At 32.1% G+C, this 26,072-nt stretch carries 29 protein-coding genes; 26 read left to right on the top strand and 3 right to left on the bottom strand.

Annotated features, from left to right (window positions below; all coding sequences use genetic code 11):
* Window positions 1-52: 52 nt before the first annotated feature.
* Entirely contained in the window at window positions 53-523 is a 471-nt protein-coding gene (locus HMPREF3131_RS05705) for an S-ribosylhomocysteine lyase (protein ID WP_048680310.1), read from the bottom strand.
* Between the two features lie 259 nt (window positions 524-782).
* Here HMPREF3131_RS05705 and HMPREF3131_RS05700 point away from each other — a divergent pair, with 259 nt between their 5' ends.
* From HMPREF3131_RS05700 to HMPREF3131_RS05690, 3 genes are all read left to right on the top strand, one after another.
* Window positions 783-1,958, top strand: a complete 1,176-nt coding sequence (locus tag HMPREF3131_RS05700) for a M20 family metallopeptidase (RefSeq protein WP_070436521.1) — start codon at window positions 783-785, stop codon at window positions 1,956-1,958.
* 4 nt (window positions 1,959-1,962) lie between these two features.
* A complete protein-coding gene (locus tag HMPREF3131_RS05695) occupies window positions 1,963-3,159 on the top strand; it encodes an L-aspartate--L-methionine ligase LdmS (RefSeq protein WP_019835601.1) in 1,197 nt (398 codons plus the stop codon).
* A 104-nt stretch (window positions 3,160-3,263) separates the two neighbouring features.
* Complete coding sequence (locus tag HMPREF3131_RS05690) at window positions 3,264-3,929, top strand: DUF2750 domain-containing protein (protein WP_017175113.1); 666 nt, start codon at window positions 3,264-3,266, stop codon at window positions 3,927-3,929.
* 69 nt (window positions 3,930-3,998) lie between these two features.
* On the opposite strand, the gene coaW is transcribed toward HMPREF3131_RS05690, so the two are convergent.
* A complete protein-coding gene (coaW, locus tag HMPREF3131_RS05685; RefSeq protein ID WP_017175114.1) occupies window positions 3,999-4,799 on the bottom strand; it encodes a type II pantothenate kinase in 801 nt (266 codons plus the stop codon).
* A 180-nt stretch (window positions 4,800-4,979) separates the two neighbouring features.
* On the opposite strand from coaW, the gene HMPREF3131_RS05680 reads away from it, so the two are divergent.
* The 3 genes from HMPREF3131_RS05680 (at window position 4,980) to HMPREF3131_RS05670 (ending at window position 8,285) form a co-directional block, all read left to right on the top strand.
* The gene (locus HMPREF3131_RS05680) at window positions 4,980-5,840 is read left to right on the top strand and encodes a GNAT family N-acetyltransferase (protein WP_070436520.1); all 861 of its coding nucleotides are present in this window, start codon (window positions 4,980-4,982) and stop codon (window positions 5,838-5,840) included.
* A 109-nt stretch (window positions 5,841-5,949) separates the two neighbouring features.
* Window positions 5,950-6,480 (top strand): DNA-directed RNA polymerase subunit delta, encoded by a 531-nt coding sequence (rpoE, locus tag HMPREF3131_RS05675; RefSeq protein WP_049379480.1) that lies wholly within the window; start codon window positions 5,950-5,952, stop codon window positions 6,478-6,480.
* A 197-nt stretch (window positions 6,481-6,677) separates the two neighbouring features.
* Entirely contained in the window at window positions 6,678-8,285 is a 1,608-nt protein-coding gene (locus HMPREF3131_RS05670) for a CTP synthase (protein ID WP_019835603.1), read from the top strand.
* A 116-nt stretch (window positions 8,286-8,401) separates the two neighbouring features.
* Here HMPREF3131_RS05670 and HMPREF3131_RS05665 read toward each other — a convergent pair whose 3' ends face one another.
* Window positions 8,402-8,923 carry a DUF2529 domain-containing protein gene (locus tag HMPREF3131_RS05665; protein ID WP_019835604.1) on the bottom strand — a complete coding sequence of 174 codons (522 nt, stop codon included), beginning with the start codon at window positions 8,921-8,923 and terminating at the stop codon, window positions 8,402-8,404.
* Window positions 8,924-9,084: 161 nt separating this feature from the next.
* Between HMPREF3131_RS05665 and fdaB the strand changes: the two genes are divergently transcribed.
* The 20 genes from fdaB (at window position 9,085) to HMPREF3131_RS05565 (ending at window position 26,070) form a co-directional block, all read left to right on the top strand.
* The gene (gene fdaB / locus HMPREF3131_RS05660) at window positions 9,085-9,942 is read left to right on the top strand and encodes a class IIb fructose-bisphosphate aldolase FdaB (protein WP_002448638.1); all 858 of its coding nucleotides are present in this window, start codon (window positions 9,085-9,087) and stop codon (window positions 9,940-9,942) included.
* Between the two features lie 391 nt (window positions 9,943-10,333).
* On the top strand, window positions 10,334-11,605 hold the full coding sequence (locus HMPREF3131_RS05655) for a UDP-N-acetylglucosamine 1-carboxyvinyltransferase (RefSeq protein ID WP_070436519.1): 1,272 nt from the start codon (window positions 10,334-10,336) through the stop codon (window positions 11,603-11,605).
* Between the two features lie 87 nt (window positions 11,606-11,692).
* Window positions 11,693-12,028: a winged helix-turn-helix transcriptional regulator gene (locus HMPREF3131_RS05650; protein ID WP_002488141.1), complete on the top strand. Its 336-nt coding sequence runs from the start codon at window positions 11,693-11,695 to the stop codon at window positions 12,026-12,028.
* Between the two features lie 109 nt (window positions 12,029-12,137).
* Window positions 12,138-13,565, top strand: coding sequence for an aldehyde dehydrogenase family protein (locus tag HMPREF3131_RS05645; protein WP_049382309.1), 1,428 nt, complete (start codon window positions 12,138-12,140; stop codon window positions 13,563-13,565).
* A gap of 239 nt (window positions 13,566-13,804) precedes the next feature.
* Window positions 13,805-15,121, top strand: coding sequence for a transcription termination factor Rho (rho, locus tag HMPREF3131_RS05640; protein WP_017175120.1), 1,317 nt, complete (start codon window positions 13,805-13,807; stop codon window positions 15,119-15,121).
* A 115-nt stretch (window positions 15,122-15,236) separates the two neighbouring features.
* The gene (locus HMPREF3131_RS05635; RefSeq protein WP_002448672.1) at window positions 15,237-15,494 is read left to right on the top strand and encodes a type B 50S ribosomal protein L31; all 258 of its coding nucleotides are present in this window, start codon (window positions 15,237-15,239) and stop codon (window positions 15,492-15,494) included.
* Between the two features lie 174 nt (window positions 15,495-15,668).
* The gene (locus tag HMPREF3131_RS05630; RefSeq protein ID WP_017175121.1) at window positions 15,669-16,268 is read left to right on the top strand and encodes a thymidine kinase; all 600 of its coding nucleotides are present in this window, start codon (window positions 15,669-15,671) and stop codon (window positions 16,266-16,268) included.
* On the top strand, window positions 16,268-17,344 hold the full coding sequence (gene prfA, locus HMPREF3131_RS05625) for a peptide chain release factor 1 (protein WP_017175122.1): 1,077 nt from the start codon (window positions 16,268-16,270) through the stop codon (window positions 17,342-17,344). The genes HMPREF3131_RS05630 and prfA overlap by 1 nt, the downstream gene beginning before the upstream one ends.
* A complete protein-coding gene (gene prmC, locus HMPREF3131_RS05620; protein WP_070436518.1) occupies window positions 17,331-18,167 on the top strand; it encodes a peptide chain release factor N(5)-glutamine methyltransferase in 837 nt (278 codons plus the stop codon). The genes prfA and prmC overlap by 14 nt, the downstream gene beginning before the upstream one ends.
* An 84-nt stretch (window positions 18,168-18,251) precedes the next feature.
* The gene (locus HMPREF3131_RS05615; RefSeq protein WP_019835609.1) at window positions 18,252-19,292 is read left to right on the top strand and encodes an L-threonylcarbamoyladenylate synthase; all 1,041 of its coding nucleotides are present in this window, start codon (window positions 18,252-18,254) and stop codon (window positions 19,290-19,292) included.
* Window positions 19,289-19,705: a low molecular weight protein arginine phosphatase gene (locus tag HMPREF3131_RS05610; protein WP_017175125.1), complete on the top strand. Its 417-nt coding sequence runs from the start codon at window positions 19,289-19,291 to the stop codon at window positions 19,703-19,705. The genes HMPREF3131_RS05615 and HMPREF3131_RS05610 overlap by 4 nt, the downstream gene beginning before the upstream one ends.
* Window positions 19,706-19,814: 109 nt before the next feature.
* Complete coding sequence (locus HMPREF3131_RS05605) at window positions 19,815-20,339, top strand: TIGR01440 family protein (RefSeq protein ID WP_019835610.1); 525 nt, start codon at window positions 19,815-19,817, stop codon at window positions 20,337-20,339.
* A 24-nt stretch (window positions 20,340-20,363) separates the two neighbouring features.
* A complete protein-coding gene (gene glyA / locus HMPREF3131_RS05600) occupies window positions 20,364-21,602 on the top strand; it encodes a serine hydroxymethyltransferase (protein ID WP_070436517.1) in 1,239 nt (412 codons plus the stop codon).
* A 24-nt stretch (window positions 21,603-21,626) separates the two neighbouring features.
* Window positions 21,627-22,256: a uracil phosphoribosyltransferase gene (gene upp, locus HMPREF3131_RS05595; RefSeq protein WP_054105567.1), complete on the top strand. Its 630-nt coding sequence runs from the start codon at window positions 21,627-21,629 to the stop codon at window positions 22,254-22,256.
* Between the two features lie 19 nt (window positions 22,257-22,275).
* On the top strand, window positions 22,276-23,421 hold the full coding sequence (wecB, locus tag HMPREF3131_RS05590; protein WP_017175129.1) for a non-hydrolyzing UDP-N-acetylglucosamine 2-epimerase: 1,146 nt from the start codon (window positions 22,276-22,278) through the stop codon (window positions 23,419-23,421).
* Window positions 23,422-23,568: 147 nt separating this feature from the next.
* Complete coding sequence (locus tag HMPREF3131_RS05585) at window positions 23,569-23,916, top strand: ATP synthase subunit I (protein ID WP_017175130.1); 348 nt, start codon at window positions 23,569-23,571, stop codon at window positions 23,914-23,916.
* A gap of 28 nt (window positions 23,917-23,944) precedes the next feature.
* On the top strand, window positions 23,945-24,670 hold the full coding sequence (gene atpB / locus HMPREF3131_RS05580) for a F0F1 ATP synthase subunit A (protein ID WP_002448665.1): 726 nt from the start codon (window positions 23,945-23,947) through the stop codon (window positions 24,668-24,670).
* A 32-nt stretch (window positions 24,671-24,702) separates the two neighbouring features.
* Entirely contained in the window at window positions 24,703-24,915 is a 213-nt protein-coding gene (atpE, locus tag HMPREF3131_RS05575; protein ID WP_002448651.1) for a F0F1 ATP synthase subunit C, read from the top strand.
* Window positions 24,916-25,001: 86 nt separating this feature from the next.
* Window positions 25,002-25,532 (top strand): F0F1 ATP synthase subunit B, encoded by a 531-nt coding sequence (locus HMPREF3131_RS05570; RefSeq protein ID WP_049382313.1) that lies wholly within the window; start codon window positions 25,002-25,004, stop codon window positions 25,530-25,532.
* Complete coding sequence (locus HMPREF3131_RS05565; protein WP_070436522.1) at window positions 25,525-26,070, top strand: F0F1 ATP synthase subunit delta; 546 nt, start codon at window positions 25,525-25,527, stop codon at window positions 26,068-26,070. Before HMPREF3131_RS05570 ends, HMPREF3131_RS05565 begins: the two co-directional genes overlap by 8 nt.
* The last annotated feature ends 2 nt before the right edge of the window (window positions 26,071-26,072 follow it).

Here is a 26,072-nt window from a genome sequence, read left to right as displayed (position 1 = left end):
TCACTTATCTAGATACTTTATGTCCCGGACTCATTGTTTATTTAATTATTAATTATTTGCCTTCACCAAAAACGTCGTCCCATTGATTACGTTTATCTAAGAATTCTTTTGCGAGTGCTTTAGCACCTTCAAGAGAATGACTAGCAGCCCAACCGCATTGAACTTCATTGCAAGCAGGAACTTCTGTAGCTTCTAACACATCATTTAAAGTTTTTTCAATAATATTTAATACATCTTCATAATCATCGTGATCAATAAATGAAACATAAAAACCAGTTTGACAACCCATAGGACTTAAATCTACAACTTTATCAGAATGATTTCTAATATTTTCAGCCATTAAATGTTCTAATGAATGTAGCGCTGGCATATCCATATGCGCTTTATTTGGTTGTTTAAAACGTAAATCATATTTTTTGATAACGTCTCCATTAATCCCTTCCATTGTGCCTGCTAAGCGAATATATGGTGCAACTACTTTTGTATGGTCAAGATTAAAACTTTCAACGTTCATTTTAGTCATATTTATTTCCTCCTATAAATACATTGCTTGAATAATATGATTGTAACAAGAGTGCTAATCATTTACAATTTTCTTAATTAAGTGATTCGAATACTTATTGTAAGAAAATTTTGTAAATTCAAATGAATGTGATGACAATCTATAGTAAATCCGATAAAATAAGTAATAATTAAATTTAAAGATACATCAAGAAATGGATTGACTTGATGTCTAAATAAATATGGATATTAATATTCGTGTATAAAAGGAGTATAGATTGATGAGTAGTAAACAAGAGATATTAGACTATATAGAGAATAAAAAGTACGATTATGTCGAAATAAGCCATCGTATACACGAGCGTCCTGAGTTAGGCAATGAAGAGATATTTGCATCAAGAACATTGATTGATCAATTAAGAGCAAATGATTTTGAGATAGAAACGGATATTGCCGGACATGCTACTGGGTTCATTGCAACTTACCAGTCTGAAAAAGAAGGACCAACTATAGGATATTTAGCTGAATATGATGCTTTACCTGGTTTAGGTCATGCATGTGGCCACAATATCATTGGGACAGCAAGTGTATTAGCAGGAATAGCACTTAAACAAGTCATCGATCATGTTGGTGGAAAAGTAGTTGTATTAGGATGTCCTGCCGAAGAAGGTGGAGAAAATGGAAGTGCAAAAGCTTCATATGTAAAAGCCGGTGTGATTGATGATATTGACATTGCACTTATGATTCATCCTGGAAATGAAACATATCCAACGATAAATACATTAGCCGTTGATGTGCTTGATATTAAATTTTATGGTAAAAGCGCCCACGCTTCAGAAAATGCGGATGAGGCTTTAAATGCATTAGATGCGATGATTTCTTATTTCAATGGTGTAGCTCAATTACGTCAACATATTAAGAAAAGTCATCGTGTATACGGTGTAATTTTAGATGGAGGTAAAGCTGCTAATATTATACCTGATTATACACATGCGAGATTTTATACACGTGCCACTACTAGAAAAGAACTTGATATTTTAACAGAACGTGTTAATCAAATTGCAAGAGGTGCAGCCATCCAAACGGGCTGTGACTATGAATTTGGTCCTATTCAAAATGGTGTAAATGAATTTATAAAAACACCTAAACTAGACGAATTATTTGAAAAATACGCCATAGAAGTTGGCGAAGAAGTAAGTTATGATGATTTTGGTTTTGGTTCGACAGATACAGGAAATGTTAGTCATATAGTTCCTACGATTCATCCACATGTTAAAATTGGCTCAAGAAATTTAGTAGGTCATACACACCGTTTTAGAGAAGCAGCTGCAAGTGTTCATGGTGATCAAGCTTTGATTCGAGGCGCAAAAATTATTGCTCTTATGGGACTAGAATTAATTGAAAATAAAAAACTATTTGATGAGGTTGTAGAGCAACATTCTCAAATAAAGGGGTAAATAAATGAAAAATGAATATAGTGTTCCAAAGTTAACGTTAAGTGATTTGTATAATGAAAATATTGTATATAATTCAAGGCCTTCTTATGCATTGAATCCTTGGCTCACAACAGAAGAGCATCAGTCTAATTTTTTGACTGGTCGTGAAATGATTATCGCTAAGGATATGCCGATTGTTGTACACGAAGCGAGTATTACAGATAAGTTACAACAACTATTTGATTTTATTGGTAAAAAAATACCGGAGCATCTTTATACATTTAGAGATCGTGAAACGTATGAACGCTTGTTACAAGAGATTATCAATAAAGAAGGGAAAAAAATATATTTTCAATATATCGAAAACAATGACATAGTAGATGACGAAGCGTATGCCATTGATAAAGACGTTTTTGTAGCTTTAAATAATAAATCACGTATTCCTGAATGGACAAATCATAAATATTTACCAGACCGTGAAATTGTGTCAATTAGAGATTTCAAAGGTCGTATCAAAGATTGGGATTATCCTTTTGTAATTAAGCCAGGAGATGAATTACCAACTGCAGGTGGTTATGGCGTAATGATTTGCTATAACGACGAAGACTTAGAAAAAGCAACTCAACGAATATTTGAAGCGGCCCATGCTACCGATAATTTAATCATTGAACAAAAAATAGAAGCAGTTAAAAATTATTGTGTCCAATTTGCATATTCTAAAGAAATAGGTATCACCTATCTAGGTACTGCCCATCAAATTACTGATAAATATGGTCTATACGCAGGAAATGAAAATGTGCATGATGTTCCAGAAAAAGTGATTCAAGCTGGTCGTGAAATTATGCAAAATGGAGTGAACTTAGGCTTTATTGGTGTGGCAGGATTTGATTTATTATTAGATGAAAATGATAATGTATTTGCTATAGATTTGAATTTTAGACAAAATGGTTCGACAAGCATGCTACTATTACAAGATGAATTAAATCCTAACTATCAAAAATTTTATAGTTATTTTTCAAGAGGAGATAATACTCGTTTCTTCAATGTTATTTTAAAATATGTTAAACAAGGCGTGCTTTATCCTCTTTCGTATTATGACGGTGATTGGTTTGGTAAAGATGAAGTGAATTCTCGCTTTGGATGTATATGGAATGCTGATTCTAAAGAAGAAGTTGAACAATTAGAACAAGCATTTATTAGTGAACTTGATGATACTAATTAAGTTAGAGTATAGGTTAAATTAATTATAAAAAAAAATATGGATGTTTGACGTTAATTTTAATATAATTTAACATTTAATTAGTATATTAAGAGAGAGGGTTTGTAATGGAATATAAGCATAATGACTATTTCAAAGAGATATTAATTAATGAAGTCATTATTTTGGCTAGTAAAAATAAAAAATTAATTCGTATTCATCATGAAGATGGTGATTACACAGGAATGTGGACGAATGAAGACATTGCAAAAGAGTATTTAAATCACTCAGACATTCAATTTGATCGACTATTAAATATTGATATTGATACGTTCGTTACGTATGATATGGATGAATTGTTTGATGAAAGTGATAAAATTTTAATCAATACTTCAAGTAAAGAAGAGGGACATATTGTCAAAGTTGTAGACATGATGAATGAACTCATGTCTGAATTAGACAAAATTCGTCTTAAAGAATTTGCAAAAGATATTTCAAAAGAAAATCATGTTTTTGGCTTAACACGTAAAGGGGAAAAAAGATTTATTCTTATTAGTGATAAAGAAAATCAAAAACCTAATATTATGCCTGTATGGAGTATTAAAAATCGGGCACGAAAAGTTCGTGATAAAGATTTTGAAGAATGTGATTTAATCGAAATTGAAGGTAGTGTATTTAGTGAATGGCTTGATAAATTAAGAGATAATGATCAAGCTGTCGCAGTAGACTTAAAACCTGGAGTCGTAGGCACCATTGTTTCTCCACAAAAAGTATCTAATGAATTATCATTTTAAATCAAATCCCAATAGGTTTCTTTTTTAAGAAATCTATTGGGATTTTTATGTTAATGTTTTTAGTTTGAATTAGCTTAAATGAAGGACACCGATTGCACCTGAAAATGCACCATTTTCAATATAAAAAGGATGACATCCTCGTAAAACAGTATAATCCTCAATAACTTTTCGTAGTAAGGGATTATTATTAAAAGAAGACCCAATATAAACAACATTTTTTGTTTGACATTCACGAGCTACTGTAATCGCCATCGTTGTAATCACTTCTCCAACGACACCCACGACAGATGCTAATTTATCTGAGTTAGTAAAATGTTCATTCATATTATTTAGTACATTGCCAAAGTTTGCAGCAGTGAGTTCACCAGGAATAGGCGGTTCAGAATCTTTATATATATGTTTAACTTTTAAATCGATAATATCTCTATTTCCAGATTGAGCGAGATTTGTAAGTGTTTCATAATCAGATATTTCAGTCAATAAATAACCTAAACCTCGAATCATTCCGCCACCCGTACCAATTCCGCCTACACGTTCTTGATGGTGACCATTATAATAGTGTAAAGATGTACCAGTACCTATGTTTGCAAATATGTATTGATTAATATGATGGCCTTGCTCCTTAAGTAAAATACCTAATCCCTTTGAAGCAGCATCAAATTCAACAAATATTTGGGATGATTGTTTGATGTTTTCAGCAATAACGCCTGCGTTACCACCTGTTAAATTGATTTTTTCGAATTCATTTTGGTTTAACCATTGAATGACTTTATTTATATCTGTTGTTAATTCAGTTGACAATGTACGGTGTGTATCATCTTCCATTGCTATTTTAATTAATGTACCGCCGGCATCGATACCTACTCTCATTTTTTTCACCTCTAAAATTAATATATGACATGTTAATACTATAATAATTTTGACGAATTGCAATTATTTTACAATATTATAAAATAAATAGTAAATATTAGAGTAAATAGATTATTTTATAAGATTTAAAGGTTATATATGATATTATTAAAACAACTTTGAGATATAGGGGTTAATTTTATGAGTATAGTAAAGCAATTTGAAAATATTACAATTCAGGAATTTGAAGAACAATATCGCGATGATGTCTTAAACTTTGAATTAAGCGAACGACAACAAATTTATTCATCATTACCTAAATCTGTATTAGAAGATGCTTTAAAAGATGAAAATCGAGTAGCTAATATTGCCATTAATGAAAATGGAGATGTAGTAGGATTCTTCATACTTCATCAGTATTATCAACATGAAGGATATGATACACCTGAGCATGTCGTTTATGTTCGATCATTGTCTATTAATGAAAAATTTCAAGGACAAGGCTATGGTACAACTATGATGATGTATTTACCTCAATATGTTCAACTATTATTTCCAGATTTCAATCATTTATATTTAGTTGTTGATACTGAAAATGAAGGGGCATGGAATGTATATGAACGTGCTGGATTCATGCATACTGCTACTAAAGAAGAAGGACCCATCGGTAAAGAACGTTTATACTATTTAGATTTGGATTCTAAACATGTATCGTCATTGAAATTAGTTGAGAATAAAAATTCAAATATTGCAATGTATCAAATTATTGATTTATTAAAAGATGATCAAAAAATTGGATTTATTGCACTCGAACATCTAGATACTCATCTAAACATCGCTGCAATAGAAGTCTATAAAGATCAAAGAAAAAAGGGGATTGCTGGGAGTGCTTTAAGACAACTTCCTACATATGTACGTAAACATTTTAAAGAAATAAGAAGTATAGGTATTACATTATTTGGGGAAAATAATGAACTTAAGCCATTATGTATTAGTAGCGGCTTTGTTGAGACAGATCAATCAGATGACTTAGTTATTTTCAAAAAATATATTAATTACTAATTGAATAGCAATTGCGAAATCATAAAATGTCATTTATAATTTATCTTTGTTACTATTAATAAAAGCAATGTAAAGATAATAAAATCCTTTGAAAGGAAGTTTAGTTATAATGAAAATTCAAGATTATACTAAAGAAATGGTTGATGAAAAATCATTTATCGATATGGCTTATACTTTATTACACGATAAAGGGTCAACAATGAATCTCTATGATATTATTGACGAATTTAAAAGTCTCGGTAATTATGAATATGATGAAATTGAAAATCGTATTGTACAATTTTATACTGACTTAAATACAGATGGACGTTTCTTAAATGTTGGTGAAAATCAATGGGGATTACGTGATTGGTATTCAGTAGATGATATTGAAGAAAAAATTGCACCAACAATTCAAAAATTTGATATTCTTGATGACGATGATGAAGAAGATGAAAATCTTAAGTTACTTGGCGACGATGAAATGGATGATGACGATGATATTCCAGCTCAAACGGATGATCAAGAAACATTAGATGATTCTGATGATAATGAAGAAGATATTGACGGTTCAGATATCGTTATTGAAGAAGATGAAGATGATGACATCGCTGAAGGTGAAGAAGAAGCATTTGAAGATGCAGAAGATTTTAATGACTAAATATTAGTTTTAATTGACTTTTGAATGAAAAATGTTAAAATTTTATTCGGGCTCCTTTAATTAGGACACGTGTATAAATGTTATACGCTCCCCTTACAAATATGTGAGAGGGAGCGATTTTTTTATTTTTAGGAAATGTTTAAATTTTGTAGAGATAGAGTAAGGAAGCAACCCTTAATAAATTAGGAGGTCAGACAATGACAAAATTTATCTTTGTAACCGGCGGAGTAGTTTCATCTTTAGGTAAAGGTATCACAGCCGCTTCTCTAGGAAGATTGTTAAAAGACAGAGGACTTAAAGTAACAATTCAAAAATTTGATCCATATTTAAATGTTGATCCTGGTACAATGAGTCCTTATCAACATGGAGAGGTATTTGTTACAGATGATGGCGCTGAAACTGACTTGGACTTAGGACATTATGAACGTTTTATAGATATCAATTTAAATAAATATTCTAATGTCACTGCGGGAAAAGTATATTCACATGTGCTAAAAAAAGAACGTCGTGGAGATTATTTAGGTGGAACAGTTCAAGTGATTCCACACATTACAAATGAAATTAAAGAACGCTTATTATTGGCTGGAGAAAGTACAAATGCGGATGTGGTCATTACTGAAATAGGCGGTACAACAGGTGATATTGAATCTCTTCCATTTATTGAAGCTATTCGCCAAATTAGAAGTGACCTTGGCCGTGAGAATGTTATGTATGTTCATTGTACATTACTTCCATACATTAAAGCAGCTGGAGAAATGAAAACTAAACCAACACAACATAGTGTAAAAGAATTACGTGGTTTAGGTATTCAACCTGATTTAATTGTTGTTCGAACAGAATATGAAATGACTCAAGATTTAAAAGATAAAATTGCTTTATTCTGTGATATAGATAAAGAAAGTGTTATTGAATGTAGAGATGCATCGTCATTATATGAAATCCCATTACAATTAAGTGCTCAAAATATGGACGATATTGTAATTAAACGCTTAGATTTAGATGCTAAATACGATACACAATTAGATGAATGGCAATATTTATTAGATACCGTTAATTCATTAGATGGTACGATTACTATTGGCTTAGTTGGTAAATATGTAAGTTTACAAGATGCATACTTGTCAGTGGTGGAATCACTAAAACATGCAGGTTATCCATTGAAAAAAGATGTTGTAGTAAAATGGATTGATTCAAGTGAAGTGACAGACGAAAATGTAGAGAGTTATTTAAGTGATGTTGATGGAATTTTAGTTCCTGGTGGCTTTGGTTTTAGAGCAAGTGAAGGTAAAATTTCAGCTATCAAATATGCAAGGGAAAATAATATACCTTATTTTGGTATTTGCTTAGGAATGCAATTAGCAACTGTCGAATTTGCAAGAAATGTTGTAGGACTTAAAGATGCTCATTCAGCAGAACTTGATCCAAATACACCATATCCAATTATTGATTTGTTACCTGAACAAAAAGATATCGAAGATTTAGGTGGCACATTACGTTTAGGTCTTTATCCATGTACTATTAAAGATCATACTTTGGCACATGACATTTATAATGAAACAAATATTGAAGAGCGTCATCGTCATCGTTATGAATTTAATAATGCTTATAGAGAACAATTAGAAGATAAAGGAATGGTCTTTTCTGGTACTAGTCCAGATGGTCGTTTAGTGGAAATGGTAGAAATTCCAGAAAATGATTTCTTCATTGCTTGTCAATTCCATCCGGAATTCTTATCTAGACCTAATAGACCACAGCCAATTTTCAAAGCTTTTGTAGAAGCTGCTTATAAACACCAACAAAATTAAAATATCAAAATAGAAGCGGAATAGACTTTAAAAGTAGTCTATTCCGCTTCATTTATATCAATTTATATAGAAGATAAAGGTTGTACATGTTAGGCGCTAATGATTATAAAGTTAATTTATAATTCCAAGTCTCTAGTCATTTCAATCATTTGTGTATATATATCATAGTAAATGTAATTAAACGCCATTGTATGAGGTTGTACAATTTTATCGTAATCCTCAGTATATACAATCGGACGCGGAGTTGATAAGTTTACAAAATGCATAAGATGTTCAGGGAAATCTTCTTGTTTAGGACGATTGCATACTAATACAAAATCAATATCTTTGTCTATTAATTGTTGAACATCTTGAGCAACCTCCTTAGTATAAAAAGGAGAGAATAAAAATACACGATCAGTTGTGTCTAAATCATTTAAACTGTTTAATTCACTCAATTTTTTACTAGAATTTAATTTTTCATCACTTTCTAATATAAAAGTTTCAAAAAATTTTAAATCTCCATAACCATTAATATATACATATCCTTCTCCACCAATAGCTTGGATTAAACATTGAGCAGCCATTTGTATGTCTAACGCTTGGTCTTCTAAACGATTAAATATACCCGTTAATTGTGTTTGTAGTATCTTTGACATGATTATCCTCCATTTCATTAGTATTGTAATGAAATATAATATTTTATGCAATGAAGCTTCAAAAGTTATCAATTATTTTTAAATTAAGCATGCAATAAAAAATATTATCTGCTATAATAATTTTTGAAAATTTATGTAATTGGATACAAGGAGGAACTTTCATGCCATTAGTTTCAATGAAAGAAATGTTAATCGATGCGAAAGAAAATGGTTATGCGGTTGGTCAATACAACTTAAATAACTTAGAATTTACACAAGCTATTTTAGAAGCTTCTCAAGAAGAGAACGCGCCAGTGATCTTAGGTGTTTCCGAAGGTGCTGCACGTTATATGAGTGGTTTTTATACAGTAGTTAAAATGGTAGAAGGTTTAATGCATGATTTAAACATTACTATACCAGTAGCTATCCACCTAGATCATGGTTCAAGTTTTGAAAAATGTAAAGAAGCTATTGATGCTGGATTTACTTCAGTAATGATTGATGCTTCACATAGCCCATTTGAAGAAAATATTGAAATTACTTCTAAAGTAGTAGAATATGCACATCAACATGGCGTGTCAGTTGAAGCTGAATTAGGAACAGTGGGTGGACAAGAAGATGATGTTGTAGGCGGTATCATCTATGCTGATCCTAAAGAATGTCAAGAATTAGTCGAAAGAACTGGTATTGATACTTTAGCACCAGCATTAGGTTCGGTACATGGTCCTTATAAAGGCGAACCTAAATTAGGCTTCAAAGAAATGGAAGAAATTGGTGCATCAACTGGATTACCACTTGTTTTACATGGTGGTACAGGTATTCCAACTAAAGATATTCAAAAAGCAATCCCTTATGGTACTGCAAAAATTAATGTAAATACTGAAAATCAAATTGCTTCAGCTAAAGCTGTTAGAGATGTATTGAACAATGATAAAGAAGTTTACGATCCTCGCAAATACTTAGGTCCAGCACGTGAAGCTATTAAAGAAACAGTAAAAGGCAAAATTAGAGAGTTTGGTACGTCTAATCGCGCTAAGTAAAATAATTATTATTAAAGGTTAAGGCAACCTGAACTGTCAGCAAAGTGTTCGCTTTGTTGACAGTTTTTTTATTTTATACAAAAATTTTACGATATATTATTAAAGTATTTGTATAAAGTTAGTCATGCTGAGTGTTAATCAATTACTGACTCATGATTTATAAAAAATAAATTATCTCTTTTTAAAATTTATGAAAAACAGAATTAAATAATTGTATAAATTGATTTATAATAGTGTTATCAATCCGTTATATGAAATATTAGATTTTTGGATATTAATATTATAATTGCTAAGTTTTTTTAAAAGTTAGTGTTTTACAAATAAATAATATATAATTTATAATGCGAATTATGTATAATTTTACAAAAGGCGAATAAAGGAGAAAAAATAAATGAGTCAAGAAGTAATTAAAATCCAAGGTGGTCAACCACTAAAGGGTGAAGTTACAATTAGTGGTGCAAAAAATAGTGCCGTAGCTATTATTCCAGCTACTCTATTAGCGCAAGGACAAGTGAAAATTGACGGTTTACCGCAAATCTCAGATGTTGAAACACTAGTGAGTTTATTAGAAGATTTAAATATTAAAACAAATCTTAATGGTAAAACATTAGAAGTTGATACAACAGACATTAAAAATGCACCGTTACCAAATAACAAAGTTGAATCTTTACGTGCTTCTTATTACATGATGGGAGCCATGTTAGGTCGCTTTAAAAAATGTGTGATTGGTTTACCAGGTGGTTGTCCATTGGGCCCACGTCCAATTGATCAACACATTAAAGGATTTAAAGCTTTAGGTGCTGAAATTGATGAATCAAGTGATACATCAATGAAAATAGAAGCAAAAGAATTGCACGGAGCCAACATCTTTTTAGATATGGTAAGTGTTGGTGCAACCATCAACATTATGCTTGCAGCTGTTCATGCAAAAGGGCAAACAACGATTGAAAATGCTGCCAAAGAACCAGAAGTAGTAGATGTAGCAAACTTTTTAAATAGCTTAGGCGCAAATATCAAAGGCGCCGGTACGAGTACTCTAAAAATCAGTGGTGTTGAAGAGTTACATGGAGCTGAATATCAAGTGATTCCTGATAGAATTGAAGCGGGAACGTATATGTGTATTGCCGCTGCTTGTGGTGACGAAGTAACAATTAAAAATATTGTACCTAAACATTTAGAAGCGCTCACAGTTAAACTAAATGAATTAGGTGTTGATATTGATATCGATGATGATAAAGAACAAATAGTAATTAAAGGTAAATCATCATATAAAAATGTAGATATTAAAACATTAGTATATCCTGGATTTGCTACTGACTTACAACAACCTATTACGCCTTTATTATTTATGACAGATGGTCCATCTTTCGTTATAGAAACGATATATCCAGCTCGTTTCCGCCATGTAGAAGAGCTCAAAAATATGGGAGCTAGTATTGAAGCAGATACGTCTACTGGTACTGCAACAATTAAACCTTCTAAACTTCAAGGTGCCAAAGTATATGCGAGTGATCTACGTGCAGGAGCTTGCTTGATTATTGCTGGATTACTAGCAGAAGGTGTTACAACAATTTATAATGTTAAACATATTTATAGAGGATATACAGATATCGTTAAACATCTTAAAGATTTAGGTGCGGATATTTGGACTGAACAAGTTTAATTATTTTTGATATACTTAAATATATTAATTGCTGAAGTATATTAAATACCTGCAATGTTTAAGAAGTTTTGAATAGAGGTGAAGACAATGGAAATCTGTCCATATCTCGAAGAAACCTTTAAAATTGTTGGTAGAAGTTGGAACGGTTTAATCATTAATTACCTATCTCGATGCGCTGATTATACTGCACACTTTTCCGATATGAAAAGGGATTTAAAAACAATTACTCCACGTGCATTAAGTATTAAGCTTACAGAATTAGGTGAGTGGGAATTAGTAGACAAAAAAGTCATTTCTACACGTCCTGTTTCTATCGTTTATGAGTTAACCGATAAAGGAAAAGCACTTGCTGAGGCTTTAAGACCAATTGAAGCATGGGCTAGAGATTACGTCACATTAGAACATAACGATTCAGTTAAATAATATAGTTAAAAGGTTGGAGTTTATATAAACTTTAACCTTTTAATTATGTTTAAATAACATCAAATCGGATATATATTAGACATACACATTCTTAAGGAGTGAATCATTGATGAGAAATTATACTCAACAATATATTAATGGTGAATGGATTGATAGTGAAAGTAACGAAACAATTGATGTAATTAATCCAGCAACAGAAGAAGTTATTGGAAAAGTTGCAAAAGGTAATGAAAAAGACGTAGAAAAAGCGGTTCAAGCTGCTCATGACGTATATTTAGAATTTCGCCATAGTTCAGTTGAAGAAAGAAAACAACTACTAGATAGAATAGTAGAAGAATATAAAAATAGAAAACAAGATATTATTGAAACAATTACAGCAGAGTTAGGTGCTCCACTAACTGTTTCAGAAAATGTTCATTATCAAATGGGTTTACAACACTTTTCAGAAGCACGTAGAGCTTTAGATTCATTTGAATTTGAAGAACGTCGTGGAGATGATTTGGTAACTAAAGAAGCGATTGGCGTTTCTGGATTAGTTACACCATGGAATTTCCCAACTAATCAAACATCTCTTAAATTAGCAGCAGCATTTGCTGCAGGTAGTCCAGTTGTGTTAAAACCTTCTGAAGAAACACCATTTGCTGCAATAATTTTAGCTGAAATCTTTGAAAAAGCAGGCGTTCCTAAAGGTGTATTTAACTTAGTTAATGGTGATGGTGAAGGTGTAGGTAATCCATTAAGCGAACATCCTAAAGTTAGAATGATGTCATTCACTGGTTCTGGAGCTACAGGTTCTAAAATTATGGAAAAAGCAGCTAAAGATATCAAAAAAGTATCTCTTGAATTAGGTGGCAAATCACCATATATCGTACTTGACGATGTAGATATTAAAGAAGCTGCAAAAGCTACAACTGGAAAGGTTGTTAATAATACTGGTCAAGTATGTACTGCAGGAACAAGAATCTTAGTTCCAGAAAGTATTAAACAAGAATTCTTAACTGCCTTAAAAGAAGAGTTTAGTAATGTTAAAGTTGGCGATCCACTTGATAAAAATACTCAAGTAGGACCAATCATTAGTAAAAAACAATTCGACACAGTACAATCTTATATTGATAAAGGTATTGAAGAAGGCGCTGAATTATTATATGGCGGTCCAGGTAAACCAGAAGGATTAGATACAGGTTATTTTGCTAGACCAACTATTTTTGTAAATGTTAAAAATGATATGACTATTGCACAAGAAGAAATTTTTGGTCCAGTTGTTTCAGTAATCACATATAATGATTTAGACGAAGCAATCGAAATTGCTAATGATACTAAATATGGTTTAGCAGGATATGTAATTGGTAAAGATAAAGAAACACTTCAAAAAGTAGCACGTTCAATTGAGGCAGGTAGAATTCAAATTAATGAATCTCCAAACGAACCTTATTTACCATTTGGTGGTTATAAACAATCTGGTATCGGTCGTGAATGGGGCGACTACGGAATTGAAGAGTTCTTAGAAGTAAAATCAATTGCTGGTTATTTTAAATAATTAAGTATAATGAAATATTTTAATATAAATACAGTTCATGGAATTGTTTTAGTTCCATGAGCTGTTTTATTTTTTGAAATTTAATAAAATCATTTTGTAATTAAATTAAAAATTTGCTATATTAATTCTAGTATTTGAGATGCTAACGTTTAAAACATTTAAGTTATAATCATTTAGATGATTTGACAATGCTAGTAGCTAGATGATTTTTATAAAAATATAAGAAATGGGTGCAATTTATGCCTGAAAGAGAACGAACATCACCACAATATGAATCTTTTCATGAATTGTATAAAAATTATACGACAAAAGAACTTACGCAAAAAGCAAAATCATTAAAACTAACTAATTATAGTAAATTGAATAAAAGTGAGCTTGTCTTGGCAATTATGGAAGCTCAAATGGAAAAAGATGGAAATTACTATATGGAGGGTGTTTTAGATGATATACAACCTGATGGATATGGTTTCTTAAGAACCGTTAATTATTCTAAAGGTGAAAAAGATATATATATATCAGCGAGTCAAATTAGACGTTTTGAAATTAAACGAGGCGATAAAGTAACTGGAAAAGTACGAAAGCCTAAAGACAATGAAAAATACTATGGACTTCTACAAGTTGACTTTGTTAATGATGAAAATGCAGAAGTTGTAAAAAAACGTCCTCATTTCCAAGCACTTACTCCGTTATACCCAGAGGAAAGAATTATTCTTGAAACAGAGCCTCAAAACTATTCTACTCGAATTATGGATTTAGTTACTCCAATTGGTTTAGGTCAACGTGGTCTTATTGTTGCTCCTCCTAAAGCTGGTAAAACGTCATTACTTAAAGAAATTGCAAATGCAATTAGTACAAATAAACCAGATGCTAAATTATTTATATTATTAGTAGGTGAACGACCTGAAGAGGTAACTGATATAGAGCGTTCAGTAGAGTCAGCAGAAGTAGTACATTCCACTTTTGATGAACCTCCTCAACACCACGTTAAGGTAGCAGAGTTATTACTAGAAAGAGCAAAACGTCTTGTAGAGATAGGACAAGATGTCATTATCTTGATGGACTCTATTACGCGTTTAGCAAGAGCATATAATCTTGTTATCCCGCCTAGTGGTAGAACATTGTCAGGTGGTTTGGATCCAGCATCCTTACATAAGCCTAAAGCATTTTTCGGTGCTGCGCGTAATATTGAAGCAGGTGGTAGCCTAACTATTTTAGCAACAGCTTTAGTAGATACAGGTTCACGTATGGATGATATGATTTATGAAGAGTTCAAAGGTACAGGTAATATGGAACTTCATCTTGATCGTAAATTATCCGAACGTCGAATATTCCCAGCTATTGATATTGGACGTAGTTCTACACGTAAAGAAGAATTATTAATTAGCAAGTCCGAATTAGATTCATTATGGCAACTTAGAAATATGTTTACTGATTCTACCGATTTTACAGAGCGTTTTATAAGAAAATTAAAACGTTCAGAAAATAACAAAGAATTTTTTGAACAATTGCAAAAGGCAGCCGCTGAAAGTACAAAAACAGGAAAACCAATTATCTAAAATATATGATTGAGGGTTGCGTTTTCCTTCAATAACTATTATAATTACACAGTATTGGGTAAAAACTCACAAATAACTCTGTTCCAGATGGTTCAGGGCAAAGGAGCTGAAAAAAATGAAACAAGGAATTCATCCTGATTACCACAAAGTCATCTTTTTAGATACAACAACTAACTTTAAATTCTTAAGTGGTTCTACTAAAACTTCTTCAGAAACAATGGAATGGGAAGATGGTAACGAATACCCAGTTATTCGCTTAGATGTATCATCTGATTCACATCCATTCTACACAGGACGTCAAAAATTCGCTGCTGCGGATGGTCGTGTGGAACGTTTCAACAAAAAGTTTGGTCTCAAATCAAACAACAATTAATTTTGAACTTAAAATGCCTGCCTAATCTATTATGTATAGAATTAAGCAGGTATTTTTTTATTTCTAAACTATTTTATTCATTTGTTCAATGATAACCCAGTAATAAACTCATTTATAATAAACGAAAATATGATATAATTAAGCGATTATGTTTTGAAAAAGGTGGAACTTATAATGTATGAAACTTACCATTCTGGTTGGATTGAATGCATTACTGGAAGTATGTTTAGTGGTAAATCGGAAGAATTAATTCGTCGATTAAGAAGAGGAATTTATGCTAAACAAAAAGTAATCGTATTTAAACCGGCTATTGATGACCGGTATCATAAAGAAAAAGTTGTATCACATGATGGTAATGAACTAGAAGCCATTAATATTTCAACAGCTAGAGAAATACTATTACAAAATTTATCTCAATTTGATGTCATAGGGATAGATGAAATTCAATTTTTTGATAATGAAATTGTACATATAGTAGAAAAGCTAGCTGAAGAGGGTCATAGAGTTGTAGTAGCAGGTTTAGACATGGACTTTAGAGGTGAACCTTTTGACCCCATGCCTCAAATTATGGCTGTAAGTGAACAAGTGACCAAATTACAAGCCGTTTGTGCAGTATGTGGTTCGTCATCAAGTCGGACGCAACGTTTAATCGATGGACAACCAGCAAGAATTGATGACCCAATTATATTAGTAGGAGCAAATGAAAGTTATGAGCCAAGATGCAGAGCACATCATATTGTAGCACCTAGCATCAATGACAAGGAGGAAATATAGTGTTTGATCAATTAGATATTGTTGAAGAAAGATATGAACAGTTAAATGAAATGTTAAGTGATCCCGAAATCGTCAACGATCCAGATAAATTACGAAAATATTCTAAAGAGCAAGCTGATTTACAGAAAACAGTAGATGTTTATAGAGATTACAAAAGTAAAAAAGAAGAAGTAGCAGAAATAGATGAAATGCTAACTGAAACAGATGATAAAGAAGAAATTGAAATGTTAAAAGAAGAAGCATCTGGATTAAAAAGTGAACTTCCTGAATTAGAAGAACAACTTAAATTCTTGTTAATTCCTAAAGATCCAAACGATGAAAAAGACGTTATTGTCGAAATTAGAGCAGCAGCTGGTGGAGATGAAGCAGCTATTTTCGCAGGCGATTTATTAAGAATGTATACAAAATATGCGGAATCTCAAAATTTTAAAACTGAAATTGTTGAAGCGGCAGAAAGTGATCATGGTGGATATAAAGAAATCAGTTTTTCAGTTTCAGGTAGTGGTGCCTATAGTAAGTTGAAATTTGAAAATGGTGCTCATCGTGTACAACGTGTGCCCGAAACAGAATCTGGAGGACGTATTCATACATCTACAGCGACTGTAGCTGTATTACCTGAAGTTGAAGATGTAGAAATTGAAGTGCGTAATGAAGATTTGAAAATTGATACGTATCGTTCAAGTGGTGCTGGTGGTCAACACGTTAATACTACAGACTCTGCTGTGCGTATTACACATATTCCAACCGGTATTATTGCAACGTCTTCAGAAAAATCACAAATTCAAAACCGTGAAAAAGCATTAAAAGTATTAAAAGCACGATTATATGATATGAAATTACAAGAAGAACAACAAAAGTATGCAGCTCAACGTAAATCAGCTGTAGGGACAGGAGATCGTTCTGAACGTGTACGAACTTATAATTATCCTCAAAGTCGTGTGACAGATCATCGAATTGGTTTAACTTTACAAAAGCTCGACCAAATTATGGAAGGTAAATTGGATGAAATTATTGATGCATTAACACTTTCTGAGCAAACTGAAAAACTGAAAGAACTAAATAATGGCGAGCTTTAAAGATACCTTACAAGAAGCGATTGAATTAACAAAAGAAAAAGGATTTGAGCAATCTAGAGCGGAATGGCTGATGTTAGACTTATTTAAATGGTCTAGGACTGATTATTTAATGCATATGTATGATGAGATGTCTCAAGCTGAAGAAGCAAAATTTTCACTTGCATTAGACCGTATGTTATTAGGAGAGCCTATTCAATATATTGTTGGTTTTCAATCATTTTATGGATATCAATTACAAGTAAATTCTCAATGTCTTATTCCACGTCCAGAAACAGAAGAAGTTATGCTTCATTTTTTAGAGCATTGTAAAGATGGAAGTACAATTGCTGATATAGGAACAGGCAGTGGAGCGATTGCAATTGTACTTAAAAAACTAAATCCAACCTTAAATGTAATAGCCACAGATCTTATTGAAGATACTCTAGAGGTAGCATCTGATAATGCACATCAATTAAAAACGGATATCAGATTTCTAAAAGGTAACGCCCTTAAACCACTTATTAAAGAAAATATTAAATTAGATGGCTTAATTTCAAACCCTCCTTATATTGATCAAACTGAGATGAAAGATATGGAAGATACGGTAGTAAAGTATGAACCTCATATCGCGTTATTTGCTGAGGATGAAGGGTATGAAATTTATGAGATGATTCTAGATGATTTACCAAAAGTACTTAATAAAGGGGCTTATGTAACTTTTGAAATTGGATATAATCAAGGAGAAATATTAAAAGCACGTATTATAAATAAATATCCGCATGTGAATGTAAATCTCTTGAAAGATATTAACGGATTAAATAGAATGATTTCATTTAAGTGGTAATAGTGGAGTGGGAAAGAAATGTATTATTTTCTAACCCACTTCTTTTTCTTTAATAATTTCACATATGTGAAAGGTGTGATCAAAGTGAAAACAAATATATGGAATATGAAAGATTATAGTCAAGATCCCCACACGTTTTCTCAATTAGCAGAAATAAAAACTATTTATGAAAATGGTGGCCTAATTGCGATACCTACTGAAACAGTGTACGGTTTAGGTGCCAATGCTAAAAATGAACAGGCAGTAGAAAACATTTATAAAGCCAAAGGACGCCCGTCTGATAACCCACTGATTGTTCATATTTACAAGCAATCACAAATGGATGCATTTGTATCAACTATCCCTAAGGAAGCTAAGAAATTAATGAATGCATTTTGGCCTGGCCCAATCTCGTTTATTCTTCCTTTAAAACAAGGATATTTATGTGAGAAAGTGACAGGTGGTCTTAATTCTATTGCTGTAAGAATGCCAAGTCATCCAATTGGAAGAGCAATATTAGAATATGTTGATTTACCAATCGCAGCACCCAGTGCAAATATAAGTGGAAGACCTTCTCCAACGACATTTCAACATGTTTATAATGATTTAAATGGAAAAATAGATGGTATTGTGAATGGCGATCAAAGTGAAGAAGGCTTGGAGAGTACAGTTTTAGATTGTACCCAATTTCCTTTTAGAATAGCAAGACCAGGATCAATTACTCAAACAATGCTTAATCAGGTGGTACCTCACAGCGTCATTCAATATGATTATAATCAATTAGAACGTCCCATAGCACCAGGTATGAAATATAAACACTATGCACCTAAAACACCTGTATATATGTTAACTGAATTGACACAACCTATTTCTGAGTTAAATGAATCAGGGTTAGCATTTGTTTTACCTTCTAGTATGAAAAAGTATGTACCTAAAGATGGTATATTTATCTCTCTTTGTGAAAATCAAAGAGATGTTAAAGGGGCTAATCATAACTTATATAAAATTTTACATGACATTGATGATGATGAACGAATAAAAAAAGCATTTATTTATACTTTTGATAATATTGAAGGTTCTGAAGCAGTTATGAATCGTATGCTAAAAGCAACGGGAAATCAAATAGTTAAAGGAAGAGAATTATGAAGATAATATTTGTATGTACTGGAAATACTTGTAGAAGTCCTATTGCTGAAAGTATAGCTACAGCGCTTCTACCTAACGATTCTATTCAATCACGTGGATTATTTGCAATGAATGGACAATCCATTACTCCTGAAGCATTAGAAGTTATTTTAGAAAATAATTTACCAGAACCCTCTGTATCTCAAATATTCAGTCAAGATGACTTAAAAAGTGATTTAATTTTAACGATGACCAATAGTCATAAACGACAGTTAATCAGTCAATTTGGGACAGAATATCCTATTTATACATTATGTGAGTATGTATCAGAAACAGGTGAAATAGATGATCCATTTGGCGGTAGCATAGATACCTATCGTCACACATTTAATCAATTATATTCTCTTATTAGCAAATTGAAACACGAAGAATAAAGAGAAATATTACGCTAATAGTATAAGTTGAGTAATAAATAAGTTATAATAAAGAAGTATAGCTTGTCAGCTATGCTTCTTTTTATCTTTGCAAGTGAGGTGAAATAATATGCAAGAACTTACAACTTTACTGGATGAATTGAAAACTCAATCGTTTTTCAAAAAAGATGAGATTTGTGTGATAGGATGTTCAACTTCTGAAGTAATTGGGGAAAAAATTGGGTCAGTTGGTTCAATGGAAGTTGCTGAAACTATTTTTAATGAATTGGAACGTATAAAACGTGAAACGGGCGTTTCATTTGCGTTTCAAGGTTGTGAACATATTAATAGGGCGATTACAATTGAGCGTGAAGATTATAATCCATTTACTATGGAAGAAGTAACTGTTGTACCAGATGTTCATGCAGGAGGAAGTCTTGCTACATATGCCTATCAACATATGAAAGATCCAATAGTCATTGAATATATAAAAGTGCCTAAAGGTATTGATATTGGTCAAACGCTTATTGGAATGCACATTAATCATGTTTGTGTTCCGTTGAGAACAAGCGTTAAAAAAGTTGGTGAAGCTACAGTTACAATCGCTACTTCAAGACCAAAAAAAATTGGTGGAGAAAGAGCTAAATATGAATAAGTTCTAAAGGAAGAAGGGGAATATATGTCTTATATTAAAGAACAAGATCACATTATTTATGAAGCGATTCAAAATGAATACAACCGTCAAAACAATAATATTGAGCTCATTGCTTCAGAGAACTTCGTTTCAGAAGCGGTAATGGAAGCGCAAGGATCTGTAATGACAAATAAATATGCAGAAGGCTATCCAGGTCGTCGTTACTATGGTGGTTGTGAATATGTTGATGTTACGGAAACAATAGCTATTGAACGTATCAAAGCTTTATTCGGAGCTGAACATGCAAATGTACAACCCCATTCAGGTTCTCAAGCTAATATGGCAGTGTATTTAGTTGCTTTAGAGATGGGAGATACTGTGCTTGGAATGAATTTAAGTCATGGTGGTCATTTAACTCACGGTGCTTCAGTTAATTTTAGTGGTAAGTTTTATAACTTTATCGATTATGGCGTGGATAAAGAAACTGAAAGAATTAATTATGATGAAATTCGTGAATTGGCACAGAAACATAAGCCTAAATTAATTGTAGCTGGTACGTCAGCGTATTCTAGACAATTAGATTTTAAGAAATTTAAAGAAATTGCTGATGAAGTTGGTGCTAAATTAATGGTTGATATGGCACACATTGCAGGTTTAGTAGCAACTGGATTACATCCTAATCCTGTAGAATATGCTGACTTTGTTACCAGTACAACTCATAAAACGTTGAGAGGACCACGTGGAGGCCTGATTCTTTGCAAGGAAAAGTATAAAAAAGAGATAGATAAGACAATATTTCCTGGAATTCAAGGTGGACCACTAGAACATGTGATTGCTGCAAAAGCTGTTGCTTTTGGAGAAGCTTTAGAACCAGATTTCAAAGTGTATCAAGAACAAGTCATTAAAAATGCTAAAACTTTAGCTGAAACACTTCAAAATGAAGGATTTAGAATTGTTTCAGGAGGTACAGATAATCATCTAATTTCAGTAGATGTGAAACAATCAGTTAATTTAACGGGTAAACAGGCTGAAGAAACATTAGATTCAATTGGTATTACATGTAATAAAAATACAATACCTTTTGATCAGGAGAAACCATTCGTTACAAGTGGAATTAGACTAGGCACTCCTGCTGCAACGACGCGTGGTTTTGATGAAGTAGCATTTAAAGAAGTAGCTTTAATTATCAGTACAGCATTAAAAAATTCAACTGACCAAGCAAAATTGAAAGAAGCTAGTGATAGAGTAAAACAATTGACTCACCAATATCCGCTATATGAATAACAACATAAATGGAGGAAATGAATTATGAGTAAAGTACATGTATTTGATCACCCACTCATTCAACATAAATTGAGTTACATTCGTGATAAAAATACTGGAACAAAAGAATTTAGAGAGCTTGTTGATGAAGTAGGTATGCTAATGGCATATGAAGTTACAAGAGATTTACAATTGCAAGATGTAGAAATTGAAACACCTGTAACAACTATGACAGCAAAACGATTAGCTGGAAAAAAATTAGCAATTGTACCTATTTTAAGAGCAGGATTAGGGATGACAGATGGTGTATTAAACTTAGTTCCAGCTGCTCGTGTAGGACATATTGGTTTGTATCGTGATCCTAAAACATTAAAAGCAGTAGAATATTTTGCTAAATTACCTCAAGATATCGATGAACGTGAAATTATAGTAGTTGATCCAATGTTAGCTACAGGCGCTTCAGCAATCGAAGCAATCAATTCACTAAAAAATCGAGGTGCAAAGAATATTCGTTTTATGTGTTTAATTGCCGCACCTGAGGGTGTTGAAAAAATGCAAGAAGCTCATGAAGATGTTGATATCTATATTGCAGCTTTAGATGAAAAACTTAATGAAAAAGCATATATTACACCTGGTTTAGGAGATGCTGGGGATAGATTATTTGGTACTAAATAGTACTATAGGAGTAAATATTATGAGAAAGATTATGACAGTCTTTGGTACAAGACCGGAAGCAATTAAAATGGCACCTTTAGTTAAAGCACTTGAAAAAGATTCAATGCTAGAACCAATTATTGTTGTAACTGCTCAACATAGAGAAATGCTTGATTCAGTTTTAAAAACATTCAACATAAAACCACATTATGATTTGAATATCATGAAAAAAGGGCAAACTCTTTCAGAAATAACAGCTAAATCTATTATTCAACTTGAGCAAATTATGAAAAAAGAATGTCCAGATATGGTACTTGTTCATGGTGATACAACAACTACTTTTTCTGGCGCATTAGCAGCTTTTTATAATCATACATCTGTAGGCCACGTAGAAGCTGGTCTTAGAAGTGGGAATAAATATGCGCCTTTTCCAGAAGAAATAAATCGGCAGATGGTTAGTAATATTGCCGATTTACACTTTGCTCCTACTATTGGTGCAAAACGCAATCTAATTCAAGAAAATAAAGATAAGACATCTATAGTGATTACTGGCAATACTGCCATTGATACACTAAATTTTACAATTAATAAAAATTATACTTCTGAGTTGATAGAAAAGCATAAAAATAAAAAAATTGTATTGCTGACCGTTCATCGTAGAGAGAATATTGGAAAACCTATGGAACACATTTTCAAAGCAGTTAGAGATATCGTTGAAGATATTGAAGACGTTGTAGTAGTTTTTCCTTTACATATGAATCCCGAAGTTAGAAAACTATCATACGCTTATTTAGAAAATCATCCAAGGATAGAGCTTATTGAACCATTAGATGTTGTCGATTTTCATAATTTTGCTAATCATGCTTATTTAATTTTGACTGATTCTGGAGGCATTCAAGAAGAAGCACCATCATTAAATAAACCAGTTTTAGTTCTTAGAGATGTAACTGAAAGACCTGAAGGTGTAGAAGCTGGAACATTAAAAGTAATTGGAACAGAGTATACACATGTGTATCAAGAAATAAGAAAATTATTAAAGAACAAACAAGTTTATAATAATATGGCCTATGCTCAAAATCCTTATGGAGATGGAAAGGCATCTGAACGTATATGTGATAGTATTAAATACTATTTAGGATTAACTGAAGAAATACCTAAAGAATTTGAAAAGTTAAAAAATTGTTGATTTATTTGTGAACATTTTATGACAATATTGGTGTTAAATTAAACAACAATTTGAATAGAATTGACACATAAATTACCCTATATTATTATTGAAATTGTATGAGTGGAACGGTTTCCATGATTGTCATAAGTTTTGGAGGCACAAAGAATGAAACGGTTCAGCATCATATTTAGACAATTCATTCAATATTACATTTATTTTTTAATATTGTTAAGTATTTTGTATTTTATTAAATCTAATTCTTTTTTATTAGGCTTAATAATTGGGACACTTGGGTCTCTAATCAACACATACATTTTTGAGATATATCTTTCTAGGGCAAAACAACCAGATAATATACATATTTCTACAGGTAATGTATGGAGATACTTAGTCGCAATTATTGCATGTATAGTATGGGTTGTCTTTAAAGAGAATGTAAATATCATTGGTATAATGATAGGCCTTATGATTTCTTATGTATTAATCATTTTTCGCCCTCTCTTGCTAAAATAGTAAACTATATACAGAAAGAGGTGAGTACATGGATCACAAATCCCCACTCGTAAGTTGGAATGTGTTTGGATTTGATATTGTTTTCAACTTAGCAAGTATTATGATGCTTATTATTACTGCTATTATTGTTTTTATAATAGCTATTGTTTGTACGCGTAATCTTAAGAAAAGACCTAGTGGCAAACAAAACTTTATCGAATGGATTTTCGATTTTGTAAGAGGCATTATTGAGAGTAACATGGCTTGGAAAAAAGGTGGTCAATTTCACTTCTTGGCGGTAACATTAATTTTATTTATTTTTGTTGCCAATATGCTAGGTTTACCATTTGCAATTGTTACACATGATCATTATTTATGGTGGAAATCTCCAACTGCTGACGCGACTGTAACGTTGACGTTATCTACGATGATGATTTTATTAACACATTACTATGGTGTTAAAATGCGTGGAACAAAAGCATATGTTGGTAATTACTTTAAACCTTTCTGGCCATTAGCAATTATTAATGTCTTTGAAGAATTCTCTTCAACATTAACACTAGGTTTACGTCTTTACGGTAATATTTTTGCTGGTGAGTTACTATTATCACTATTAGCTGGCCTGTTTTTCCAAAACGGCTGGGGCTGGATAATTAGTATTCCTGGCTTAATTATATGGCAAGGATTCTCAATCTTTGTCGGTACAATCCAAGCATATATCTTTATTATGCTATCTATGGTTTACATGTCCCATAAAGTTGCGGACGCACATTAACATAAACAAACATTTTAGGAGGAATTATTAATATGGGTTTAATCGCAGCAGCAATTGCAATCGGTTTATCAGCATTAGGTGCTGGTATCGGTAACGGTCTTATTGTTTCTAGAACAGTTGAAGGTGTAGCACGTCAACCAGAAGCACGTGGTCAATTAATGAGTATTATGTTCATTGGTATTGGTTTAGTTGAAGCATTACCAATCATCGGCGTTGTTATCTCATTCATGACATTATTCAGATAAGAAATGTTCGAGGCGAAGTCTCTTTGATCTTCGCCATTCGTTTTATTTAGTGGCAAAGTGATGATTAATAATGAAAGGAGTGTCAAATGCCAGTGAACGCATTAACTAATTCATTTGTTTTAGGTGCAACTACAGGTGGCGTTGAATGGGGAACAACAATTGTTACATTTATTACATTTATAATCCTATTAGCGTTATTGAAAAAATTTGCTTGGGGTCCATTAAAAGAAGTAATGGATAAACGTGAACGCGATATCAATAGAGATATTGACGAAGCTGAAGAAGCAAAATTGAATGCACAAAAACTTGAAGAAGAAAATAAAAAGACACTTAAAGAAACACAAGATGAAGTTCATCATATTCTTGAAGATGCAAGAATTCAAGCACGTAAACAACATGAAGAAATTATTAAAGATGCACATGAACGTGCAAACGGTATGATTGAAACAGCACAAAGTGAAATCAACAGTGAAAAAGAACGCGCTCTTGCAGATATTAATAATCAAGTTTCTGAGTTATCTGTTTTAATAGCTTCTAAAGTTTTACAAAAAGAAATTTCAGAACAAGATCAAAAAGGTCTCGTTGATAAGTATCTTAAAGAGGCAGGCGATAAATAATGGCAGAGTAGCAAAAAAATATGCTAAAGCTTTATTTGATGTCTCTATAGATAAAGATCGATTAGATTTAATGTATGAAGAATTACAAGAAGTTAGTCATGCAACTTTAAATTACATTGATGATTTAAAAGCAATTGATTCAAATCCTAATCAGCCTGCTTCTGAACGACGTAAATTCGCAGGTATTGTATTTGGGGATGCGAACTATTACTTAAAAAATATGCTAATGATTTTAGCAAATAATCGTCATTTAGCGCTTATCCATTCTATCTTTAAAGAATTTAAACATTTGTATGACCATCATTATAATCAAGGTGATGCTTTGGTTGAATCTGTATATCAATTGAATGAAGAAGAATTATCTCGTATTGAAAGTGTAATTCTTAACAAAACTAAATTGTCTAAAGTACATATTACAACTAAAATAAATCCTAACTTAATTGGCGGTTTTAGAGCAAAAGTTGGGACTACTGTATTAGATGGCAGTATAAAAAATGATTTAGAACAAATAGAGCGTAAATTTAAAAGAGTTAATTAAAA

Source organism: Staphylococcus sp. HMSC14C01, assembly GCF_001808085.1.
Taxonomy (GTDB): Bacteria; Bacillota; Bacilli; order Staphylococcales; family Staphylococcaceae; genus Staphylococcus; species Staphylococcus hominis.
The sequence above is the reverse complement of the archived record's forward strand: the minus strand, read 5'-3'. Positions and strand labels throughout refer to the sequence as shown.

Bases quoted from the DNA above. Each gene is read 5' to 3' on its own strand.
- rpoE (WP_049379480.1), top strand. From the start codon at position 5,950: ATGAAAATTCAAGATTATACTAAAGAAATGGTTGATGAAAAATCATTT.
- HMPREF3131_RS05670 (WP_019835603.1), top strand. From the start codon at position 6,678: ATGACAAAATTTATCTTTGTAACCGGCGGAGTAGTTTCATCTTTAGGT.
- HMPREF3131_RS05570 (WP_049382313.1), top strand. From the start codon at position 25,002: ATGCCAGTGAACGCATTAACTAATTCATTTGTTTTAGGTGCAACTACA.
- HMPREF3131_RS05610 (WP_017175125.1), top strand. From the start codon at position 19,289: ATGAAGATAATATTTGTATGTACTGGAAATACTTGTAGAAGTCCTATT.
- prmC (WP_070436518.1), top strand. From the start codon at position 17,331: ATGGCGAGCTTTAAAGATACCTTACAAGAAGCGATTGAATTAACAAAA.
- upp (WP_054105567.1), top strand. From the start codon at position 21,627: ATGAGTAAAGTACATGTATTTGATCACCCACTCATTCAACATAAATTG.
- fdaB (WP_002448638.1), top strand. From the start codon at position 9,085: ATGCCATTAGTTTCAATGAAAGAAATGTTAATCGATGCGAAAGAAAAT.
- wecB (WP_017175129.1), top strand. From the start codon at position 22,276: ATGAGAAAGATTATGACAGTCTTTGGTACAAGACCGGAAGCAATTAAA.
- HMPREF3131_RS05635 (WP_002448672.1), top strand. From the start codon at position 15,237: ATGAAACAAGGAATTCATCCTGATTACCACAAAGTCATCTTTTTAGAT.
- HMPREF3131_RS05705 (WP_048680310.1), bottom strand. From the start codon at position 523: ATGACTAAAATGAACGTTGAAAGTTTTAATCTTGACCATACAAAAGTA.
- glyA (WP_070436517.1), top strand. From the start codon at position 20,364: ATGTCTTATATTAAAGAACAAGATCACATTATTTATGAAGCGATTCAA.
- atpE (WP_002448651.1), top strand. From the start codon at position 24,703: ATGGGTTTAATCGCAGCAGCAATTGCAATCGGTTTATCAGCATTAGGT.
- HMPREF3131_RS05630 (WP_017175121.1), top strand. From the start codon at position 15,669: ATGTATGAAACTTACCATTCTGGTTGGATTGAATGCATTACTGGAAGT.
- rho (WP_017175120.1), top strand. From the start codon at position 13,805: ATGCCTGAAAGAGAACGAACATCACCACAATATGAATCTTTTCATGAA.
- HMPREF3131_RS05695 (WP_019835601.1), top strand. From the start codon at position 1,963: ATGAAAAATGAATATAGTGTTCCAAAGTTAACGTTAAGTGATTTGTAT.
- HMPREF3131_RS05700 (WP_070436521.1), top strand. From the start codon at position 783: ATGAGTAGTAAACAAGAGATATTAGACTATATAGAGAATAAAAAGTAC.
- HMPREF3131_RS05690 (WP_017175113.1), top strand. From the start codon at position 3,264: ATGGAATATAAGCATAATGACTATTTCAAAGAGATATTAATTAATGAA.
- HMPREF3131_RS05665 (WP_019835604.1), bottom strand. From the start codon at position 8,923: ATGTCAAAGATACTACAAACACAATTAACGGGTATATTTAATCGTTTA.
- coaW (WP_017175114.1), bottom strand. From the start codon at position 4,799: ATGAGAGTAGGTATCGATGCCGGCGGTACATTAATTAAAATAGCAATG.
- HMPREF3131_RS05585 (WP_017175130.1), top strand. From the start codon at position 23,569: ATGAAACGGTTCAGCATCATATTTAGACAATTCATTCAATATTACATT.
- atpB (WP_002448665.1), top strand. From the start codon at position 23,945: ATGGATCACAAATCCCCACTCGTAAGTTGGAATGTGTTTGGATTTGAT.
- HMPREF3131_RS05645 (WP_049382309.1), top strand. From the start codon at position 12,138: ATGAGAAATTATACTCAACAATATATTAATGGTGAATGGATTGATAGT.
- HMPREF3131_RS05605 (WP_019835610.1), top strand. From the start codon at position 19,815: ATGCAAGAACTTACAACTTTACTGGATGAATTGAAAACTCAATCGTTT.
- HMPREF3131_RS05650 (WP_002488141.1), top strand. From the start codon at position 11,693: ATGGAAATCTGTCCATATCTCGAAGAAACCTTTAAAATTGTTGGTAGA.
- HMPREF3131_RS05680 (WP_070436520.1), top strand. From the start codon at position 4,980: ATGAGTATAGTAAAGCAATTTGAAAATATTACAATTCAGGAATTTGAA.
- HMPREF3131_RS05655 (WP_070436519.1), top strand. From the start codon at position 10,334: ATGAGTCAAGAAGTAATTAAAATCCAAGGTGGTCAACCACTAAAGGGT.